The following is a 19732-nucleotide window of genomic DNA, read 5'->3' as shown; positions in this document are numbered from 1 at the left end:
TATCCGCGGCGGCGGCCGGCCTGTGGCTTGCATGTATGTGGCGCACATGGGATCCGGCGCCGAACCGGCCGGTGCCGCCCGTCGGTTCGGCGTGCTAGATGCCGGGGTCGGCCAAGGGAAGGATCGAGGCGACGATGAAGGACCCGTGGAGCAGCGGCATCGGGCGGCGCAAGGCGGCGGTCTTGGCGGGGTTTCCGCTGATGGCGGGGTTGATCGGCAGCGCCCGCGCGGACACCGCGCCCGAGTCCACGTATGACCGGATCCGCCGCACCCAGGTGTTGCGCATTGCCGCGCTGCCAGGGGAACTGCCGTATTTCCAGAAGGACCTCGTCACCGGTCAGTGGTCGGGCGCGGCGATCTCGATGGCGCTGGATATCGCGAAAGTGTTCGACGCCAAGCTGACGTATCTCGAGTCGACCTATGGCAACTCGGTGCTCGACCTGCAGTCCAACAAGGTGGACCTGGCGTTCGCGCTTAATCCGACGCCGCAGCGCGCCGTGTCGATCGCCTTCAGCCGCCCGATGATCATCCATCCGTTCGGCTGCCTGGCGAAGAAGGGTCTGGTGCCGAAGACCTGGGACGACCTGAACAAGCCGGGGCTCACCATCGTGTTCGACATCGGTAGCCTGCACGAGACGGTGGCTCGGCGGTTTTGCCCGAAAGCCAACCTGGTCGGCTTCAAGACGCGCGACGAGTGCACGCTGGCGCTGCAGTCGGGTCGGGCCGACGCGCATATCCAGGCGGCGCTGCTGGGTTTGTCCACCGTCGGCAAGAATCCGTCGTTGGGTCCGTTTTACCTGCTGAGCGACCCGACGGTTGCGCTGCCGAGCTGCATCGGCCTGCAACGGGAGCCGGATTCGCGGTTCCGCGAGGTGATCGACGCGTGGCTGGATATGAACCGCGGCATCGGCCAGATTCGCGAATGGATGTTGCAGGGGCTGGCGAAAGACGGGGTCACCAAGGCTCAGATTCCGCCTGGCCTGACGTTCTGACGGCCGAGCAACGGCGGGGGGGCCGGTTTGCACTATCATTGGGATTTCGTGTTCCTGCTGCGCTACGCGCCGTTGTTGTGGCGCGGCGTGCTGGTCACCTTGGCCTATACCGCGGCGACCATCTTCATCGGGCTGATCATCGGGCTGGCGGTGGGATTGGGGCGATTGTCGCGCTCGCGGTTGGTGAACATCCCGCTGGTGGCGTTCATCGAGGTGTTTCGCTGCACCCCGCTGCTGGTGCAGATCGTCTGGTTCTATTATGCGCTGCCGGTGCTGCTGGGTATCCAGATCCCGGCAGTGGTGGCGGGGATCATGACGTTGTCGTGCTACACTGGGGCGTTCTACGCGGAGATTTTCCGCGGCGGCATCATCTCGATCGAGCAGGGCCAGTGGGATGCGGCCCGAGCGCTGGGGCTGCGGCGGTGGCATGTGATGCGGCGGGTGATCCTGCCGCAGGCGATCCGGCGGATGATCCCGCCGTTCGTCAACCAGTCGATCACGCAGTTGAAGAACACCTCGCTGGTGTCCACCATCGCGGTGCCGGACTTGCTGTATAATGGTACGCTGATCACCGCCGATACGTATCGGCCGCTGGAGGTCTATACCGTGGTAGCGGTGATCTATTTCGTGCTGCTGTTTCCCAGCACGCTGTTGGCGCAGGCGTATGAGCGTCGGCTGGCGGCGCGGCCGCGGTAGAACTTCGCGCCGCGCCAATCTTCGCCGTTCGCGGCCCTTATGCAACGACTCGCACGGTCTGGTATTCCGAGCGCTGCGCTCGTAGCGCGCGGATTGATTGAAGCCATGTCAGGTAATCCAACGCCAGATGCGTCAGGTAATCCAGCGCCAGATACCCGCGGCCCACCCGGAAAGCGGGATGTGAGCCCAGGTGGCGACGAGCCAGACCAGCAGCCCGCCCGCCAAGTCGTGCATGCCGAACCCACCGAGGGTAGCGCGACGCGTGGTGATGGCGACGAACGGCCAATAGCTCGTCTTCGCTTCCCAAGTTTTCCATGTGTCGGGCTGGAGCTGTTCCTTCTTGCGGTCCTGCAGGGCGGAGCCGACCAGGGCCAGGACGGTGATGGCCGATGCGACGACTATGCTCTTGGCAATGGGATAGATCGCGACATGGCATAACCCCCAGAGCGCGACCGCCCACATCATGGGATGGCGGGTGATGGCGAAGACGCCGCGGGCGGCCTCGGGGGCCGGGCCCGGTGCTCCGCCGGTCGGCATCGCCGGATTGCGGATGACCGATCCCATGAGCAGCACCGAGGCCAGCAGCATAACGATGGTGGCAAGAGCCCAGAGTGTGTTGCCGACGGGCCAGAGCGGCGTCGTGACGGGCGCCGCCCAGAACGACCAGCCCAAAGCTGCGAGCGTCACGGCGGCCACGAGGGAATAGACGGCCAGGAATGGGCCCTCGCCGAGCGCGGCGACAAGCGGTCGCCGCAGGGGATGAGACAACAGGAAGTGCGTTCCGACGAACGCAATCGCCGCCACCGCGACCCATGCTGCACTTTCCATGATCTGGAATGGCCTTCCGTTCTCACTCGCTGAGCTTTTAGCACCGCGGCGCGAAGGCTTCGAGTGAGTGGGTCATCGGCCCCGTGGCCAATCATCCGGCACAGCCGCTGCTCAATGTGCCGGCGATTGCGCCGCAGTCAAGAGTTGATGCGTCGGACCACTTGTGGCACGGCCTGCGGAGGCTAAAGGCGAATCCTAGATGCCGTTGCCGGCCTGGCGAACGGCACCAACTGAAGATCACCATGACCCAGAGCTGCTACGTCACGACGCCGATCTATTACGTCAACGGTGCGCCGCATATCGGGCACGCCTATACCTCGATCGCGGCTGATGCGATGGCGCGGTTCAAGCGGCTGGACGGGTATGACGTGCTGTTTTTGACCGGCACCGACGAGCATGGCCAGAAGGTCGAGCAGGCGGCCGCGGCGGCGGGGGTCGATCCGCAGACATTTACCGACAGGATATCTTCTGATTTCAAGGCGATGAGCGACGCCATGGGGGTGTCGTACGATGATTGGATCCGCACCACGGAGGCGCGGCACAAGCGTTCTTGCGCCGAGCTATGGCGGCGGATCGCGGCCAATGGCGACTTCTACCTCGGTCATTACGAAGGCTGGTATGCGGTTCGGGATGAAGCTTTTTATGATGAAGCGGAGCTGACCTTGCGGCCGGACGGATCAAGGGTGGCACCGAGCGGGGCGGCGGTGGAGTGGGTGAAGGAACCGTCGTATTTTTTCCGGCTGTCTGCCTGGCAGCAGCGCCTGCTGGACTTTTATGAGGCAAATCCGGAGTTTATCGCGCCGAGATCACGTCGCAACGAAGTCGTTAGCTTCGTTCGAGGCGGGTTGCTGGACCTCTCGGTGAGCCGCACGACGTTCAACTGGGGGATTCCGGTGCCGGATGCGCCGGGCCACGTGATGTATGTCTGGCTGGACGCGCTGCAGAACTATGTCAGTGCCTGCGGGTTCCCCGATCCGGGGGCGCCGCGCTGGCGCTATTGGCCGGCGGACGTGCATTTTGTCGGCAAGGACATCATCCGGTTCCACGCGGTGTACTGGCCGGCGTTCCTGATGGCGGCGGGGCTGGCGTTGCCGAAGCGGGTCAGTTCGAACGGCTGGTGGCTGATGGACGGCGAGAAGATGTCGAAGTCGCTGGGCAATGTGGTCGAGCCGCGCAAGCTGGCGGACATTTTTGGGCTGGACCAGCTGCGCTATTTCTTGCTGCGGGAGAAGCCGTTCGGCGCCGATGGGTCGTTGAGTCACGCCGCGATCATCACGCGGATCAATGTCGATCTGGCGAACGATTTGGGCAATCTGGCGCAGCGGTCGCTGTCGCTGGTGGCGCGCAACTGCGGCGGCGTGCTGCCGGCGCGCGGTGCGTTGACTGAGGACGACGCTGCGCTGCTGGCCTCGGCCGACGCGCTGCTGGGGGTGGTGCGCGGGCATTTCGACCAGCAGACGTTCCATGACGGGTTGGAGGAGGTCTGGAAGGTGGTGCGCGCCGCCAACGGCTATATCGATCGGCAGGCGCCGTGGGCGCTGAACCGGACTGACAAGGCCAGGATGGGCGTCGTGCTGCGGGTGCTGGTGGATACGCTGCGGGTGGTCGCGACGCTGCTGCAGCCGGTGATGCCGGGCAGCATGGGGCGGATGCTGGATCAGCTGGGCGTGGCGGAGGACGCGCGCGGGTTTGCCTCGCTTGGGGTGGCGTTGACCGAGGGGCAGAGCTTGCCGGCGCCGCAGGGTGTGTTTCCGCGTTATGTGGAGCCGGCGGCCTGATGCTGGTCGATAGCCACTGCCACCTGGATTACTTCACGCCGATGGAATTGCCCGACGTTCTGGCTCGCGCGGCGGCGGCGGGGGTGGGGGAGATGGTGACGATCGGGGTGACGCTGGCGCAGTCGGCGGGGCTGCCGGCGATGGTCGAGGCGGATACCCGGTTGTGGTGCACCGTGGGCGTGCATCCGCATCATGCCGCCGAGGCGCCGGTGCCGACGCCGGAGGCGCTGGCGGCGTTGGCGCGCCATCCCAGGGTGGTGGGGATCGGTGAATCCGGGCTGGACTACTTCTACGACCGCTCGCCGCGCGACGTTCAGGCGGAGAATTTTCGCGCCCATATCCGAGGTGCTAGGCTGGCCGGGGTGCCGCTGTGCATCCATGCGCGCGACGCCGATGACGATATCGCGTTGATTTTGCAGCAAGAGCGGGATCTGGGCGGGGGGTTTGATTTTCTGCTGCACTGTTTCAGCTCGGGCCGGGCGCTGGCGGAGGCGGCGTTGCGGCTGGGCGGGTTTATCAGCTTTTCCGGCATTCTGACGTTTCCCCGATCCGCGGAACTGCGCGAGATCGCGCGCGACGTGCCGTCGGATCGGCTGCTGGTGGAGACCGATGCGCCTTACCTGGCGCCGGTGCCGTTTCGCGGCAAGCGCAACGAGCCGGCTTTTGTCGCGCACACTGCCCGGGTGCTGGCGGAGGTTCGCGGGGTGGCGCCGGATGCGCTGGCGGAGCTGACGACGGTGAACTTTCGCCGGTTGTTCCGGAAAGCCGCTGCATGAAGGTGACGCTGCTGGGCACCGGGGGGTCGGCGGGGGTGCCGATGATCGGCGGGGCGGATGGTGGCGGTGATTGGGGCGCGTGTGACCCCGGGGAGCCGCGAAACCGGCGGACGCGGACCTCGATTGTCGTGGAAATCGTTCAGGGACAGAGGCTTCTGGTGGATACTTCGCCTGATATGCGAGGCCAGTTGCTGGATTGTCGGATTGCTGGGGTGGATGCGGTGCTGTTTACCCATGCGCATGCCGACCACATCACCGGTCTGGACGATGTGCGAATCCTGAACCGGATCGCGGGCCGGCCGTTGGCGGCGTTCGCCACCGCGGAGACGCTGGCGGAAATGACGCACCGGTTTGGCTACGCGTTCAGAGCTTGGGAGCCGCCGCACTTCTATCGCCCTGTTCTTGAAGCAAAGCCGGTGCGGCCGGGGGAGACGATCGAGGCGGCCGGCATATCGGTCAGGCTGTTCGCGCAGAATCATGGCCGGGTCGAGACGCTGGGGCTGCGCATTGGGGATTTTGGCTACTCGACCGATGTGGTGGCGTTGGATGAGGCGGCGTTCGCGGCGCTGGCGGGCGTGGACACTTGGGTGGTGGATTGTTTCCTGCGCGGCGACACGCATTTTTCGCACGCCAACCTGGATACAGTGCTGGGCTGGGTGGACCGGTTGAAGCCGCGGCGTACGGTGTTGACGCATATGGGGACCGAGATGGACTGGGCCTGGATGCGGGATAATCTGCCGCCGGGGGTGGAGGCGGGGTTTGACGGGATGGTGCTGGCGTGCGCCTCGGCTCGCCGATGCGTTTGATGCAAGTTGAGCGCGTGGGGGCCGGTCATGACGGGCAGGCCCCTGTTCCAGGTCCTAGTGACGGCGTTCCATGAAGCCACGCAGGACCGCGTTCATACGGGCCTGCCGCGGCGACGTTTTCGGCCAGGTTCTTGACCCGCGAACCACCCGTGTTGCTCTCGGCGGCATCGCTCCGGTCGAGCCGTTGCAGGTAGTCATCGAGTTTGACGTCGGCCAACTCGATGAACCTCGCCAGCGCCGCGCGGGTGAAATTGCGGTCCTTGTTGTTGACCGCCTTGATCCGGGTACCGTCTACGGCGAGCAGTTCTCGGCTAAACAGATCCAGTTGACGGCACAGCAACACGAACAGGCGGAAGATTGGACCGAAGGCTTTACGGTTGAGGCGCCGGAAGTCGGCAATGGTCTTGAAGTCGGGCTTCAGCTGCCGCTGCAGCCAGATGACCTCGATGTTGCGGTGCGTTTCGGCTTCGAGGCGGGGGCTCGACCGGACGCCGTTGAGGTAGCCGTAGATGTAGAGCTTCGGCAAATCCTTGGGTGCATAACCCGGGCGACCACCCGAGTGAACCTGGCGGCGGTGAGGTCCAGCCGGGTCAAAGGCGTCGATGAAGCGGACAGGGTTTTCCGGACCAACGTATTCATCCAGCGATTCTGGCAGCAGCAGCGTCTGGGCTCGGCCGGGACCGGTGAGGTGCGTCATAGCCCTGATTCTGACGATACGGGATCGATCGGAATCCGTTGCGGATTAGATTTCACCCGGTCTGCTTGAATTATCCAATCTTGTTATGATAGCGCTAGGACCAAGCGGTTCTTAAGGCTTTCTGCGAATTCAACGGCATTTACAAACAGCCCCGGGTCCGGCCACAAATCCACTTGATGATCGTAGCGCAGCCCCTTCACCACTGGGCCGTTGCGACCGCCGTATCCAAAGCTCGTAATGAGCACTCCACTTGATTTGCCCTCTGGATGTTCAAGTAGATGATTTCTGACGTTGCGAACGCCTGTCGCTTCAAAGTTTTCAAGCTTCGGCAATTGCCGAATTATGAAACGAGTGCGCGCTGCAAAACAGTAGAATGCCTCCGTGAAAAACTGTAATGGTTCGGTGAGCGCCAATTCTCGATGGGCTGCGTTCACCACTTCAGGTGTCTTCATTAAATCAAACCACTTGTCCGGCGCTGCTTCACCAGAAATAAATGGCATTGGCGGGTGAGATATTACTCTCAGCGCCGCAGCCTCGGAGAGAAGTAGCTTTATCTGGCGAAGACCCCAAATGAGTTGGCTCACTCGCCTTCTAGCCTCAACACCATGTTCGTTGTGCATCCCTTGAAAAGCCTTATCACACCAACGGTTATAATCATCAAAAGCACTTCGTGCGTCTTCAAAGACTGCGATGCTGCATTCCGCTGCCTCTATATCGGTTGCTGCGTTCAAGTTAGCGGTCTCTCAATTGCAATTGGCGTAAGCGAAGGGGGCTGGTGCCTCCACCTCGGCTATCGAACCTTGATGGTAACCAGCCCAATCGTGCTCGTCTTTTGAATCATGAAGCATACATCTTATATGCGGGTTCGCGCATTTCTACCTTGCCCAAGGCTGTCAGACTTGCTCGCTTATAGACAACCAGCCAACGTGCGCATCCAAGAGGCAAGGGTCTGGCAAATGGAAAAGAAATCTAGGGGGCTGGGGTCAGTGCTTTGGGGAATTCTCACAGATGGTAAAAGCCCCCGCGATACACGATCCGTTCAAACGGAAGCGGGACGGCGAGGATCACAACCCGTGAAAAAGTAGGGAATTCAACGGTCACATGGACAACCGGCGGCGGAAAGAAATCGAGGCGCACAACTAACACGCAGATCGGCAATCGAACTCACACTGATACCAAAATAACCTAGGGCAGGGAGATTCCGAATTTCGGACGGAAAGCTCGCCGTTCCGGTCTTAAGGAGATGCAAATCAGCAGGCTGGCAGCCCACAACAGGGATACGGAAAAGACGTCGGAAAAAGGCTCGCTCACAGAAAGCGATCACACCGCAATGGACAAGTTCCTTGGGACCGTGCTCGACGCATACAAGACTGATCAGGTGGATAGGGCCAATGCCGTCAGCCAGTTAGCTCAGGTTATTGCCGCAATTGACATCAGGAACATCGGATAGGCTCTGGCATGGTTTGCCGCTCCATACCCGCCAGAAGATATTTAAACCGGCCTATAGTTCCGCCAGCCTGAAGCGCCGCCTAGCTAGGCTGTCACGCGCGTGAAGACGCATAAGCCCCAGTGGTTTTGAATATTCACAAAGCGCCAAACGGCACCCGGGAATAAATCCGCACCCTCGCACCCGCTTTGACTGGGTTTAGCGGTGCGCAAGGTTGGGCACAAATACTTCGCGCCGCTCCTGATTACTTATGCCCTCCGCGCCGTCAGTCTGATGGCGGCAATCGTTCGCTGGCCGCCGCCTTGGTAAGCGCATGACGTGCACAGTTGGGAGTTCATGGAAGTCTATCGCAGGGCGCCAACATCAGCCCGGCGACAAAACAGCAGCCAAGCCGCTTCGTCTCACGATTTGCCCGGCACCTCATCCTCGCGTGTTTCGCTGCCCTGACTGCGCTGGGTCGCCGGGCCGGCGTGGGTGTCGAGGTTGAGCGCGGTGTTGATCAGCGCCAGATGCGAGAACGCCTGGGGGAAGTTGCCCAGTTGGCGGCGGCCGATGGGGTCGTATTCCTCGGCCAGCAGTCCGACGTCGTTGGCCAGTGCCAGCAGGCGATCGAACATCGCCTGGGCCTCGAGATAGCGGTTCTGCAGCACGAGGTTGTCGACGTACCAGAAGCTGCAGGCGAGGAAGACGCCCTCGCCGCCGGTCAGGCCGTCCTGGGTTTCGCTGGTGCGGTAGCGCCGGATCAGGCCATCGACCATCAGGTCGCGGCCGATCGCTTCCACGGTGGCGCGGATACGCGGGTCCTCGGGCGGCAGGAAGCCCACGAGCGGCAGCAGCAGCAGGCTGGCATCCAGCGTTTCGCCGCCGAAATACTGCACGAAGCTGTTGCGCTGCTGGTTGAAGCCGTCGCGGCAGATCACGTCGTGGACATGGTGGCGCAGCGTTCGCCAATGCTGCAGCGGGGCCGGCAGGTTGAAGCTTTCGGCGGCGCGGACCGCGCGGTCGAGCGCCACCCACACCATCACCTTGGAGAAGGTGAAGTGGCGTGAGCCGCCGCGCACCTCCCAGATGCTCTCGTCGGGGTTTTGCCAGATCGATTCCAGGTGGGTGATCAGGCTGCGCAGCAGCGGCCAGACTGCCGCCGGGCGGGACAGGCCGAGCACCATTTCCTAGTACATGGCGTCGATCAGTTCGCCGTAGACATCGAGTTGCAATTGGGTGCTGGCGGCGTTGCCGACGCGGACCGGGGCGGCGCCCTGGTAGCCGGCGAGCCACGGTGCCTCCCACTCAGGCACCGAGCGCTCGCCGGCGATGCCGTAGAGGGTCTGCAACTGGGCCGGGCTGCCGGCGACGCTACGGCGCAGCCAGGCGCCCCAGGCCTGGGCTTCCTCGCGGTAGCCTGCGTGCATCAGGGCGAGCAGGGTGAAGGTGGCATCGCGCAGCCAGCAGTAGCGGTAGTCCCAGTTGCGCGACCCGCCGGGCTGTTCGGGCAGCGAGGTGGTCGGGGCGGCGACGATGCCGCCGGTCGGGTAGTAGCTGAGTGCCTTGAGCGTCAGCAACGAGCGCCGCACCGGTTCGTGGTAGGCTCCGCGATAACGGCAGCGGCCGGACCATCCGGACCAGGCGGCGTCGGTGTCGTCCAGCGCCCGGTCGGCCACCGGCGGGGTCGGCAGTTCGAGATGCGAGGCGGCGTGGGTCAGGGTGAAGCGGGTGCGCTTGCCGGGCTCGGCGGTGAACGCGGCGATGGTGGTCATGGCGCGGCCGTGCAGCTTGACGTCGCTGTGCAGCACCACCTGATCGGGACCGGCGATGGCGCGGATGCCGCTGCCGTGGTTCAGCCGGGTCACCCAGGGGATCGCCGACCCGTATTCGAAGCGCAACGACAGGTCCATGTGCATCGCGACCGAGCCAGTGCGGCCCTCGACGATGCGGACCAGGGTGTTGGTTTCGACCGCCAGGAAATCGATCAGCGCGACCGATCCGGACGCGGTTTCGAACAGCGTTTCCAGGATCAGGGTGCCAGGCCAGTAGTGCCGGGTGACCTGGGTCACCGGGTCCTGGGGCATGATCCGCCAGCGTCCGTTTTCAGGTGTGCCGAGCAGGGCGGCGAAGCAGGCGGGGCTGTCGAAGCGCGGCCAGCAGAGCCAGTCGATCGAGCCTTGCTTGCTGACCAGGGCAGCCGTTCGGCAGTCGCCGATCAGCGCGTAGTGCTCGATCGGGGCGGCGTGGCCGGGGGCAGGGTTTTGTCCGGTATCGGATCTGTCGTGGTGGTTAGTGGGCTGGTCTGGGCGGTAGTGGGGCGGGGTGTCGCCAGCCGCCATCAGTTGGCTCGGCCCCACACCCTCTGACCATTGTTGCCCGGGCAATAGCAACTGGCGCCGGTGGCGACCGGGCGTTCCATCGGGCAGACGTAAGGTCCGGCATAGCAGGTTTGACCGCCCGGCGGCGGCTGGTTGTAGGTCTGTTGCGGCGGTGTGTACACCACCGGGGGCGGGGGCGTGTAATAGGTTGGCGGCGGGTAATAGGCCGGCGGCGGATAGTAGTACGGCGCCGGAACAAAGCCGGGGCCGTAGAACGGAATGCCGATGCCCACGAATACCCTGGCGTGGGCCGGCGCGGCGGCCAGACCCAGCAGCGCGGCGCACGGCGCCAGCGCGAGCATGGCGTGGCGAGACAGCAATCTTGACATCATGGCGATTACCCTGGGGCGGGACGGGAGACTTGTTATGGCGGAGGCCGCCGGCGTTATCATCTGGCGGAGCGATTATATGGCGGAGTCTGGCGGATTTGTCGATTACTAAGCCGCCTGCACTAAGCCGCCGGCACCAAGCCGCCGGTGGCAAGCCGCGGGGCACTAAGCTGCGGGGCATTAAGCCACCGGGCACTAAGCTGCGGGGCCGATCGCCTGGGGCGCCGCGCCGCGCCGGAACAGCCGGCCGATCCGCACCGCCAGCGCGGCCAGCGCCGGGGTGGTGGTGGGACGCAGCAGGCGGTGGTCGTAGCCGGCGAAGCGGCGGTCGTTCTCGGTCAGGCAGATCGCCATCAGGTCCAGCGGCTTGAGGTCGATGTCGCTGACCGCCTTGCTGCCGTTCAGGGTAAAGTTGTTGTCCACCGCCGGCTTGTCGCCGCCATCCATGTCCCGCGCCAGGCCGATACGCTCCCACGCCAGGAAGATCCAGGCACGGATGACGCGCGCCTCGAACCGCAGCCGCCGTAGCGGGGCCAGGCGCCGGCGGTGCCAGGCGAGCCAGTTGGCGAACAGCAGGATGTGGCGCGCCTCTTCCTGGATCACCGGTTCAAAGGTGTCGACCAGGGCGGTGGGGAAGTAGCCTGAGCGGCGGGCCACTTCGAACAGGCCGAAGGCGAAGAAGCTGTCGATGCATTCGGAGTAGCCGGTGACCAGGTAGCCCCATTCGGCGTCCGCTGGCAGTTTGTCCGGCGGTTCGGGGACCAGGGCGATGCCGTAGCTGGCGACCAGGTTGGACAGCACCTCCTTGTGGCGACCTTCCTCCCAGCCGTTGCGGCTGATGGCGTCGCGCCAGGCCGGGTCCTCGATGGCCTCGCCGTAGGCCAGCATGCGGGCGCGGGCCTTGGTCTCGGTGGTGACGGCGATGTCCCAGATCGGCAGGCTGGTGAGCCGGTGCAGCGCGTCGGGGTCGAGCCTGGGCCAGGCGATGACGGAGGGCTTGTACGGGTTGAAGGTGTCGTGGAACATCTGGCAGGCGGCGTCGCGGTGACGGTCGGACCCGATCGGCAGCTTGCCTTCGGTCGGCGACTGCCATTCCCGGGCGCGGCGGTCGGCGGCCTCGATTTCGGCCTGGGTGGCGACCGGGGTGGGGGCGGCGCTTGGCGCGGGGATGGCGGCCTGGGCGGCGGCGGCGCTTGGCGCGGGGGGTGGCGTGACCGGCGTCGGATCGGCGGTCTTCGGGTCGGCGGTTGTCGGGTCGGCGGTTGTCGGGTCGGCGGTTTGGTTCTCTAGGGTCATCCGGTGTTGGGTCGGCATCCGATCGTCCTGGGTCAAGAGCCGTGTGATCACGAGACCGTTGGCGACAGCCCACGCGGGTCGCCTATAGTCGTGCCGGCAGCCGCCGAGTCGGCTACTTATGCCGGCACAAGCCGAGTCGGTCGCACGGCGTAACCAAGCGTTAATGCGTCAGGAGTATTTAGCAGCGGAATGTTGGCCGAAGCGATACTCAACGATCCGGCGCAGGTGCTGCGCCAGGTGTTCGGATTTCCGGGCTTTCGCGGCCAGCAGGAAGCGGCGGTCAACCACGTCACCGCCGGCGGCGACGCGCTGGTGCTGATGCCGACCGGGGGCGGCAAGAGCGTCTGCTACCAGGTTCCGGCGCTGTGCCGCACCGGCACCGCGGTGATCGTATCGCCGCTGATCGCGCTGATGGACGACCAGGTGGCGGCGTTGCGCCAGCTTGGGGTCAATGCGGGGGCGCTGCACTCCGAGGTCGATCCGGCGGAGGCGCGTTCGATCACCCGCGACCTGATCGAGCAGCAACTGGACCTGCTTTACGTGTCGCCCGAACGGCTGTTGAGCAACGGCACGATGGAGCGGCTGGGGCATTTGCGGCTGGCGCTGTTCGCGGTGGACGAGGCGCACTGCGTGTCGGCCTGGGGCCACGAATTTCGCCCCGAATACCGCGAACTGGCTCGGATTCCGGCGATGTATCCCGGGGTGCCGCGGATCGCGCTGACCGCAACCGCCGATGCGCGCACCCAGGCGGATATCCTGGCGGCGTTGCGGATGGACGCGGCGAAGGTATTCGTGTCCAGCTTCCACCGCGCCAACCTGCGGCTGTCGGCCGAGGCCAAGGTGGGGGAGACCGCGCAGCTTCTGGAATTCCTGCGCCGGCATCAGGGTGAGTGCGGCATCGTCTATTGCGGCAGCCGGGCAAAAACCGAGCGGATGGCGGCGAAACTGAATCAGCGAGGGTTCGCTGCGGTGGCGTTCCATGCCGGGCTCGATCCTGAGCTGAAGCGGGACTCGCTGGCCAGGTTCCGCTCGGGTGAGGCGCTGGTGGTGGTGGCGACGATCGCCTTCGGCATGGGGATCGATCGGCCGGACGTGCGCTTCGTGGTGCATCTGGACATGCCGGACAGCCCGGAGGCGTATTACCAGCAGATCGGGCGGGCCGGGCGCGATGGCGATCCGGCCGACACGCTGCTTCTGTTCGGCGGCCAGGATGTCGCTCAGGCTCGGCACTGGCTGGCGCAATCGGCCGCTCCGGAGGCGCGCAAGCGGGTGATGCGCACCAAGCTGGAGGAAATGGTGGCGCTGACCGAGGCAGTGAGCTGCCGGACCCAGTCGTTGCTGGGCTGTTTCGGCGAGGCGCTGGAGGTGGGGTGCGGGCACTGCGATAACTGCGAGGCTCCGCCGGTCACGCTGGATGCCACGACCGAGGCGCAGATGGTGCTGTCGGCGGTGTATCGCACGGAGCAGATTTTCGGTGCCGAGCACATCGTGGCGGTGCTGCGGGGTGAGCGGACCGAGGGGGTCATCCGCCACCGCCATGACCGGCTGCGCACCTTCGGGGTCGGCGCCGCGCACGTCGCGACGTATTGGCGCGGACTGATCCGGCAGTTGATCGCGCGGCGTGCGCTGGATGTCGACACCGAAGGCCATGGCGGGTTGTTCCTGGTGCAGGACGAGGCCCGGCCGATCCTGCGCGGCGAAGCGAAGGTGATGCTGCGCCAGGAGCGGGCGCCTGTGGTGCGGGCCGAGCGGGCGGAACGTAGCCGGCCGGGGGTGGGGGGCTCAGTGGGGGTCTCATTGGGGCGCGGGGGCGAGCCGGTGCAGGCGTCGCCGCAGCAGGCATCGCTGTATGAGGCGCTGCGGCTGTGGCGGCTGGCCGAGGCGCGGGGCCAGTCGATTCCGCCCTACGTGATCTTTCATGACTCGGTGCTGCGCGATATTGCCGCGCAGCGTCCGGCGACGCTGCAGGAGTTGGGCCAGATCAAGGGTGTCGGGGCATCGAAACTGGAGCGTTATGGGCGGCCTGTACTGGGGGTGCTGGGGGCGCCGCTGCCGGCGGGGTTGGTCAAGCGCGACGGGTGAGGCAGGGTATTTGAGGTGGTCTCGAATCGCCGCCGCCGCATCGAACGGCAGGATGCGCCCGTCGAGGTCGTCGGCGAAAATGGCCCTGGCCGGGGACTGCAGGGCGATGCGACGACGGCCGGCCGGCAATATCTCAATGCCGGCGAGGAATTCCGCCTGGCAGATGGAGGCGGTAAACAGCGTCTCCTCGGGTTGCGCGGCGACCCAGGCCGCCACTTCGGGCGGCGGCTGGCGGCTCATGATGGAAGACAGGACTTTGGTGTCGAGCACGACCATCAGTCAGACCGAGGCGGGTCACGGGTCGGTTCGCGTCGCGGCAGCTTCAGGTCAATGCCGCCGACCGGATCGACCCGGGCGCGGATACGCGCATAGATTGGTTGCGATCGGGCGCGCCGGGCCAGTGAGAGTGGTCTGCAGAATGCGCCGAACCTCGGCCTCCATCGCGTGACCGTGCTCGGCAGCGCGGCGGCGAAGCCGCTTCTTGATCGCCGGATCGAGGTTGCGGACGGTGATGCTGCTCATGGCTTTCCCAATAGCACGATCGGTCGCGCGCCGGCGGGACGTACGGGCGCTTGGCCTGACCGGGGCCTGACCGGGGCCTGACCGGGGCCTGACCGGGGCGAGGATTGCACGGCTCCCGAACGCCATGGCAATACTCTGCCCGGCTCCCTGCAATCAGCAGGCACGTTTGGGGTGTGTGGTCTCGACCTACTCCAGGCAAACCGGGCTCGGGCAAGGATAACGATCATGGCCAATGACAAGATGATGACGCAAATCCGCGGCAAGGGCGGCTTCATCGCCGCGCTGGACCAGAGCGGCGGGTCGACGCCGGGCGCGCTGCGCCAGTACGGCGTTCCGGAGAGCGCCTACAGCGGCGATGCCGAGATGTTCAAGCTGGTGCATGAGATGCGGGTGCGCATCATCTCGGCGCCGGCGTTCACTGGGGCGAAGGTGATCGGTGCCATCCTGTTCGAGGCGACGATGGACGGGCGGGCGCACAACAAGTCGGTTCCGGCGTATCTGTGGGAGGAGCGCGGGGTCGTTCCGTTCCTGAAGGTGGACAAGGGACTGGAGGCGGAGGCCGACGGGGTGAGCCTGCTGAAACCGATCCCCGGGCTTGATCCGCTGCTGGATCGGGCGGTGACGCTGGGGGTGTTCGGCACCAAGATGCGTTCGGTGATCAACCTGGCGTCCAAGACCGGGATCGCCGCGGTGGTCGAGCAGCAGTTCGACATCGGGGCGCAGATCGGCCGGCATGGGCTGGTGCCGATCATCGAGCCGGAGGTGTCGATCAAGAGCCCGGACAAGGCGGCGGCCGAGGCGATCCTGCTGGCGCAACTGACCAAGCAATTGGACGCCTTGACCGAGGGTCGCCAGGTGATGCTGAAGCTGACGATTCCCGAGGTCACCGACCTGTATGCGCCGCTGGTGGCGCACCAGGGCGTGGCTCGGGTGGTGGCGCTGTCGGGCGGCTACAGCCGGGCCGAGGCGTGCCAGCGGCTGGCCGCGCAGCATGGGGTGGTGGCGAGTTTTTCGCGGGCGCTGGCGGAGGGGCTGCAGCATTCGATGAGCGATGCCGAGTTCAATGCCAAGCTGGCGCACTCGATCGACGAGATCTGGCGTGCCTCGGTCGAGAAGGTTTGAGGGTAGGGGCCTGACGGAGCGACCCCCGGGTCGGCTTGCGTGGTGGGCTGCCGGGCTGTGGTTCGGCCGTGGCTGTGGTTCTACCCGTGCGCGTTGCCGAGCGCGTGCCCATGCCCGTGTTGGGGCCCGTGTGGGGGCCCGTGTTGGGGCCGGCGCACGATCGGTGGGCCGGCCAGGCCGCGTTTCAGCTCGATTCGGTGGCGGCGCAGCATGCGGTAGAGGGTGACCCGCGACACGCTGAGCGCATCGGCGGTGGAGGTGATGTTTTCTCCGGTGCGGTCGAGAGTTGCCAGCAGGGTGGCGCGTTCCTCGGCGGAGCCTGGTTTCGGGGTGGCCGATCCGGCGATCGCGACCGGGGGGTCTTGCAGGCCGGTCAGGGTGGTGGCCTCGATCAACGGTCCGTCGCCGATCACCACCGCGCGGCGCACCACCGACATCAGTTCGCGCACGTTGCCGGGCCAACGGTGACGGCGCAGCGCCGCCATCGCGTCGGCGGTGAAGCCGGACACCGGGCGGTTGAAGTCGCGTGTCGCCAGGCGCAGGAAATGGCTTGCCAGCGCGGCGATGTCGTCGGCGCGGTCGCGCAGCGGCGGCACCGGCAGCGCCAGCACGTTCAGCCGGTAGAACAGATCCTCACGGAAGCGTCCGGCGGCGATGGCGTTGGCCAGGCGCACGTTGGTGGCGGAGACGATGCGCACGTCCAGGCTGAGGGTTTCGCGGCCGCCGACGCGCCTGATCTGACGTTCCTGCAGGAAGCGCAGCAGGTGGCCCTGCAGGTCGATCGGCATGTCGCCGATTTCGTCGAGGAACAGGGTGCCGCCGTTGGCGTGCTCGATCTGCCCGATGCCGCGGGTGACGGCGCCGGTGAAGGCGCCTTTTTCGTAGCCGAACAGTTCGGAAGCGACCAGTCCCGGCGGGATGGCGGCGCAGTTCAGCGCCACGAACGGGCGGTTGGCGCGACGCGAGCCATCGTGGATGGCGCGGGCCAGCAGTTCCTTGCCGGTGCCGCTTTCTCCGCTGATCAGGACCGGTTCGTCGGTTTGTTCGAACCGGCGGAGCAGGGTGGCGACCTGGCGCATCGCCGGGCTGTCGCCGACGATGGCGGGTCGGGTCGGGGTTGCCGCGGGGTTGCGGCGGGATGGCTCTGGGCGGGCTGGCTCTGGGCGGCTTGATGGGGAGGGCTGGGTTAGCGGGGAGGGCTGGGTTAGCGGGGAGAGCTGGCCTGATCGCGGGTGAGAGGATGGTGGGTGGGCTGAAGTGGGGTGATGCGGATCGACGGTTTCGTACAGCCGGGTCAGCAGGGTCGGGTCCTCGGCGGCGCGTTCCAGCAGCAGGCGGGCGAGGCGCTGTGCCGGCACGCGGGCCAGGTCGTCGACGCTGACCCTCAGCATCGAGGTCGCTTCAACGCACGGCGATCGGCGTGTGTCCGTTGAGAGCGGCCGGCTTTCGGACATTCTGGGGCATTTCCGTATGCAGTGGCTGACGATGGCTGTTTCGTCATCTGACGTGTTATCGTAAACCTCTCGCACACGGGATCACGAGCGCGTGCCACAGCATCATCAGAAGGGGAGCGTGACAATCACGCCATCATGGCTTCCCAATTTGGTGGGTTCCCGGCCCGGCCGATGATCGGCGAGGTGTGGTCCGGCGGCGCTCGGGGTTCGGTTCCCTGATTATCCGCCGCCTTGGCGCGATGGTGCGGCGGGGTTTGCAAGCGAGTTGTCCGGGTTGCGGGGCCACACCGCGGGACAATCGAACGCCGGCCGGGGTGGGTGGGAAACAGATTCACATTTGATATGATATTGTAGTGCGATCAATCTGGATGTGATGAGCACAATTTCGTGTATATGGTGGCCGATGCGTTTTCCCGGCTGCCTTGCTGCTGTCCTCATTGTTGCCGCGACCCACGCGGTTTCTGCCGGGGCGATTGCGGGTGAGCGGGTGGCCCGGGTAGCGGTGACGGCGACGCCGTCATTCCGCCCCGTGGTCCGCCCCGTGGCCCGCCCCGAGGTTGGGCGTCCGGTGATGCGAAGGCCGGTGATTGGACGGGTGGCGATCGCCGGCCTGGGCGGGCCGGGCAGAACCGGTGCGGCCGCGGTCCGACCCGAGATGGCGGACCCGGCGGCTCTGTGCGAAGCCGCGGTCACCGCCGCGGAAGCCCGCACGCGCCTGCCGCACGGGTTGTTGGGTGCCATCAGCTTGACCGAGACCGGCCGGATCGGGTCCGTTACGGGCCGCTTGCGGCCGTGGCCTTGGTCGATCAACGTCGAGGGCAGGGGCCAGTTCTTTGCCACCAGGCAGGACGCCATCGCCGCCGTCGGGGCGTTGTTGCGGCGTGGCGTGCGGTCGATCGATGTCGGCTGTCTGCAGGTCAACCTGATGTGTCATCCAAGGGCGTTCGCGTCGCTGCGGGCGGCGTTCGATCCGCGCGAAAATGCCGGATATGCGGCCGCATTCCTCAATGCTTTGTATACCGCGAGCAGGGATTGGCCGAGCGCAATCGCGGCTTATCATTCCGAGACGGCTGCGCTGGGGCGGGCGTACCGGGAGGAGGTGATGGCGCGCTGGCGGGACAGCGAGCCGCTCCGGCCGGCGGGCGAGGGCCCGGTATACGCTGATTTCGCCGAGGTCGGCCGCGGTTCCGGCGCCGGGATGGGCGATCCGGCCTATGCCGCGTTTGCTCCCCGGGATCAGATTTATGGCGCCTTCGCGCCACGGTGATCAGGGCGCCTTCGCGCCAGGCTAATTTTGCGGTTCGGCGAGGGGTGGCGGCGCTCAGGCCAGCGCCAGCATGACCACGCCGATGCAAATCAGCGCCATCGCGCCCAGTTGCAACGCTCCCAGCGGTTCGGCGAAGCCGTAGTGTCCGATCAGGGCGACGGCGACATAGGAGCTCGCGGTGCACGGCAGCGCCACTGACATCGGGATGCGTCGCAGTGCGACGATATAGAGCAGCGCCGCTCCGCCGTACAAGCCGAGACCGACAAGGGTGCGCGGATCGAACAGTTGCGAGACGAAGTCGGCCGACCCGGCGGCGGCCTTCAGCAGCGTCTGCCCGAGAACACTGGTGACGATGGCAGCCGCCAGGACCGTCCAGTAAAGCGTCATGCCGGTCGCGGTCCGCCGCCGACGTGCCGGCGGTGGCGACAGGGCGCGGGCTGGCGGATCGGGCGCGCGTTGCGGTTTGACCAGATTCGATACGTCCGCCTATCGCGCATCGTTGACGCTCGATACGTCGGTCTTAGTTGGAAGTAGCCGATTCACGCATAGAAGCGTGGCCGCGTTGCGACTCACGCTTCTATGCGATCGGATACTAGAGTTTCGTGCGACAGGGAGCATCACCATGAACAGAGCTGAATTTGAGGCTGCGGTCCGCCGCGAGGGGTATGACATCCGCGACGGCGAGATCAAGCCGGACGAGCACCGCAAGTCCCACGCCCATGACTTCGATGCTCGGCTTTTCGTGCTGGACGGTCACCTGACGCTGGTGCGCGGTGACCAGCGCGAGACCTTCGGGCCAGGGGACAGCTGCACCGTTGCGGCGGGCACTCAGCATGAGGAGCACACCGGGGCGGATGGCGCGCGCTACCTGGCGGCGCGCCGGTCGCCGTCATCGGCGGCTGCCGCGGAGTAGGGCAGGTTTTGCCGGACGATCGCCATCATCGGCGTCGTCGTCGGGATTGTCGGGCGAGCTGGTGCGGCGGGGCGCGCCGTCGAGGCACGCTAGACGAAGCGGTGCGGCTGGGTGGGGATGTCGGCGAGGCCCGGGGTCAGGTGTCGAGGGGATCAGGTGTCAAGCAGGTAGGGGAGAAAGATGTCCTCGATGCTGAAGCGGCGCCGGGTGATTCCCTGCTGGTAATTGTAGCGCGGCACGGCACCGATCGCGTCCCGGTTGGCGGCGATGCCATAGGGCCACCAATCCTCGCCCAGCAGTTCGCGGTCCTGGGTGACCAGGCGGGTCAGCCAGGGGATCATCGTGTCCATGTTGTTGAAGGTCATGC

At 65.8% G+C, this 19732-nt stretch carries 19 protein-coding genes and 1 pseudogene; 10 read left to right on the top strand and 10 right to left on the bottom strand.

Annotated elements, in window-relative coordinates; genetic code table 11:
• Positions 1 to 98: 98 nt before the first annotated feature.
• Both ACQY4Y_RS21630 and ACQY4Y_RS21625 read left to right on the top strand, forming a co-directional pair.
• Positions 99 to 992, top strand: coding sequence for a transporter substrate-binding domain-containing protein (locus ACQY4Y_RS21630; protein WP_428492637.1), 894 nt, complete (start codon positions 99 to 101; stop codon positions 990 to 992).
• A gap of 27 nt (positions 993 to 1019) precedes the next feature.
• Positions 1020 to 1688 carry an amino acid ABC transporter permease gene (locus ACQY4Y_RS21625; protein ID WP_428492636.1) on the top strand — a complete coding sequence of 223 codons (669 nt, stop codon included), beginning with the start codon at positions 1020 to 1022 and terminating at the stop codon, positions 1686 to 1688.
• Between the two features lie 132 nt (positions 1689 to 1820).
• Here ACQY4Y_RS21625 and ACQY4Y_RS21620 read toward each other — a convergent pair whose 3' ends face one another.
• A complete protein-coding gene (locus ACQY4Y_RS21620) occupies positions 1821 to 2516 on the bottom strand; it encodes an NnrU family protein (protein ID WP_428492635.1) in 696 nt (231 codons plus the stop codon).
• Between the two features lie 242 nt (positions 2517 to 2758).
• Here ACQY4Y_RS21620 and metG point away from each other — a divergent pair, with 242 nt between their 5' ends.
• Genes metG through ACQY4Y_RS21605 form a run of 3 tightly spaced genes read left to right on the top strand, consistent with a single transcriptional unit; the run spans position 2759 to position 5876 of the window.
• A complete protein-coding gene (metG, locus tag ACQY4Y_RS21615) occupies positions 2759 to 4294 on the top strand; it encodes a methionine--tRNA ligase (RefSeq protein WP_428492634.1) in 1536 nt (511 codons plus the stop codon).
• Positions 4294 to 5070, top strand: a complete 777-nt coding sequence (locus ACQY4Y_RS21610; RefSeq protein WP_428492633.1) for a TatD family hydrolase — start codon at positions 4294 to 4296, stop codon at positions 5068 to 5070. The genes metG and ACQY4Y_RS21610 overlap by 1 nt, the downstream gene beginning before the upstream one ends.
• Complete coding sequence (locus ACQY4Y_RS21605) at positions 5067 to 5876, top strand: MBL fold metallo-hydrolase (protein ID WP_428492632.1); 810 nt, start codon at positions 5067 to 5069, stop codon at positions 5874 to 5876. Before ACQY4Y_RS21610 ends, ACQY4Y_RS21605 begins: the two co-directional genes overlap by 4 nt.
• Positions 5877 to 5901: 25 nt before the next feature.
• Here the strand turns inward: ACQY4Y_RS21605 and ACQY4Y_RS21600 are convergent, their stop codons facing one another.
• Together ACQY4Y_RS21600 and ACQY4Y_RS21595 are read right to left on the bottom strand one after the other, a co-directional pair.
• Entirely contained in the window at positions 5902 to 6573 is a 672-nt protein-coding gene (locus ACQY4Y_RS21600; protein ID WP_428492631.1) for a transposase, read from the bottom strand.
• 83 nt (positions 6574 to 6656) lie between these two features.
• The gene (locus ACQY4Y_RS21595; RefSeq protein ID WP_428492630.1) at positions 6657 to 7304 is read right to left on the bottom strand and encodes a hypothetical protein; all 648 of its coding nucleotides are present in this window, start codon (positions 7302 to 7304) and stop codon (positions 6657 to 6659) included.
• Between the two features lie 512 nt (positions 7305 to 7816).
• On the opposite strand from ACQY4Y_RS21595, the gene ACQY4Y_RS21590 reads away from it, so the two are divergent.
• Positions 7817 to 8023 (top strand): hypothetical protein, encoded by a 207-nt coding sequence (locus tag ACQY4Y_RS21590; protein ID WP_428492629.1) that lies wholly within the window; start codon positions 7817 to 7819, stop codon positions 8021 to 8023.
• Positions 8024 to 8421: 398 nt separating this feature from the next.
• Here ACQY4Y_RS21590 and ACQY4Y_RS21585 read toward each other — a convergent pair.
• The 3 genes and pseudogenes from ACQY4Y_RS21585 to ACQY4Y_RS21575 form a co-directional block, all read right to left on the bottom strand.
• Positions 8422 to 10341, bottom strand: a pseudogene (locus tag ACQY4Y_RS21585) (glycoside hydrolase family 15 protein).
• Complete coding sequence (locus ACQY4Y_RS21580) at positions 10341 to 10712, bottom strand: hypothetical protein (RefSeq protein ID WP_428492628.1); 372 nt, start codon at positions 10710 to 10712, stop codon at positions 10341 to 10343. The pseudogene ACQY4Y_RS21585 and the gene ACQY4Y_RS21580 overlap by 1 nt, the downstream one beginning before the upstream one ends.
• Positions 10713 to 10904: 192 nt before the next feature.
• Positions 10905 to 12023, bottom strand: a complete 1119-nt coding sequence (locus tag ACQY4Y_RS21575) for a ferritin-like domain-containing protein (RefSeq protein WP_428492627.1) — start codon at positions 12021 to 12023, stop codon at positions 10905 to 10907.
• A gap of 171 nt (positions 12024 to 12194) precedes the next feature.
• Here ACQY4Y_RS21575 and recQ point away from each other — a divergent pair, with 171 nt between their 5' ends.
• Positions 12195 to 14087, top strand: coding sequence for a DNA helicase RecQ (gene recQ, locus ACQY4Y_RS21570; protein ID WP_428492626.1), 1893 nt, complete (start codon positions 12195 to 12197; stop codon positions 14085 to 14087).
• A 327-nt stretch (positions 14088 to 14414) separates the two neighbouring features.
• Here the strand turns inward: recQ and ACQY4Y_RS21565 are convergent, their stop codons facing one another.
• Entirely contained in the window at positions 14415 to 14609 is a 195-nt protein-coding gene (locus ACQY4Y_RS21565; protein ID WP_428492625.1) for a FitA-like ribbon-helix-helix domain-containing protein, read from the bottom strand.
• A 225-nt stretch (positions 14610 to 14834) separates the two neighbouring features.
• Here ACQY4Y_RS21565 and ACQY4Y_RS21560 point away from each other — a divergent pair, with 225 nt between their 5' ends.
• The gene (locus ACQY4Y_RS21560; protein WP_428492624.1) at positions 14835 to 15731 is read left to right on the top strand and encodes a fructose bisphosphate aldolase; all 897 of its coding nucleotides are present in this window, start codon (positions 14835 to 14837) and stop codon (positions 15729 to 15731) included.
• 80 nt (positions 15732 to 15811) lie between these two features.
• Here ACQY4Y_RS21560 and ACQY4Y_RS21555 read toward each other — a convergent pair whose 3' ends face one another.
• On the bottom strand, positions 15812 to 17122 hold the full coding sequence (locus ACQY4Y_RS21555) for a sigma 54-interacting transcriptional regulator (protein ID WP_428492623.1): 1311 nt from the start codon (positions 17120 to 17122) through the stop codon (positions 15812 to 15814).
• A gap of 550 nt (positions 17123 to 17672) precedes the next feature.
• Here ACQY4Y_RS21555 and ACQY4Y_RS21550 point away from each other — a divergent pair.
• Complete coding sequence (locus tag ACQY4Y_RS21550; RefSeq protein ID WP_428492622.1) at positions 17673 to 18452, top strand: hypothetical protein; 780 nt, start codon at positions 17673 to 17675, stop codon at positions 18450 to 18452.
• A gap of 54 nt (positions 18453 to 18506) precedes the next feature.
• Here ACQY4Y_RS21550 and ACQY4Y_RS21545 read toward each other — a convergent pair whose 3' ends face one another.
• Entirely contained in the window at positions 18507 to 18839 is a 333-nt protein-coding gene (locus ACQY4Y_RS21545) for a DMT family transporter (RefSeq protein ID WP_428492621.1), read from the bottom strand.
• Between the two features lie 235 nt (positions 18840 to 19074).
• On the opposite strand from ACQY4Y_RS21545, the gene ACQY4Y_RS21540 reads away from it, so the two are divergent.
• The gene (locus ACQY4Y_RS21540) at positions 19075 to 19365 is read left to right on the top strand and encodes a cupin domain-containing protein (RefSeq protein WP_428492620.1); all 291 of its coding nucleotides are present in this window, start codon (positions 19075 to 19077) and stop codon (positions 19363 to 19365) included.
• Positions 19366 to 19517: 152 nt separating this feature from the next.
• On the opposite strand, the gene ACQY4Y_RS21535 is transcribed toward ACQY4Y_RS21540, so the two are convergent.
• The gene (locus tag ACQY4Y_RS21535) at positions 19518 to 19715 is read right to left on the bottom strand and encodes a hypothetical protein (protein ID WP_428492619.1); all 198 of its coding nucleotides are present in this window, start codon (positions 19713 to 19715) and stop codon (positions 19518 to 19520) included.
• Between the last annotated feature and the right edge of the window lie 17 nt (positions 19716 to 19732).

The sequence above is a fragment of the Rhodopila sp. genome, from assembly GCF_965277165.1.
Classification (GTDB): domain Bacteria; phylum Pseudomonadota; class Alphaproteobacteria; order Acetobacterales; family Acetobacteraceae; genus Rhodopila.
This window is presented reverse-complemented; position numbering and strand designations above follow the sequence as displayed.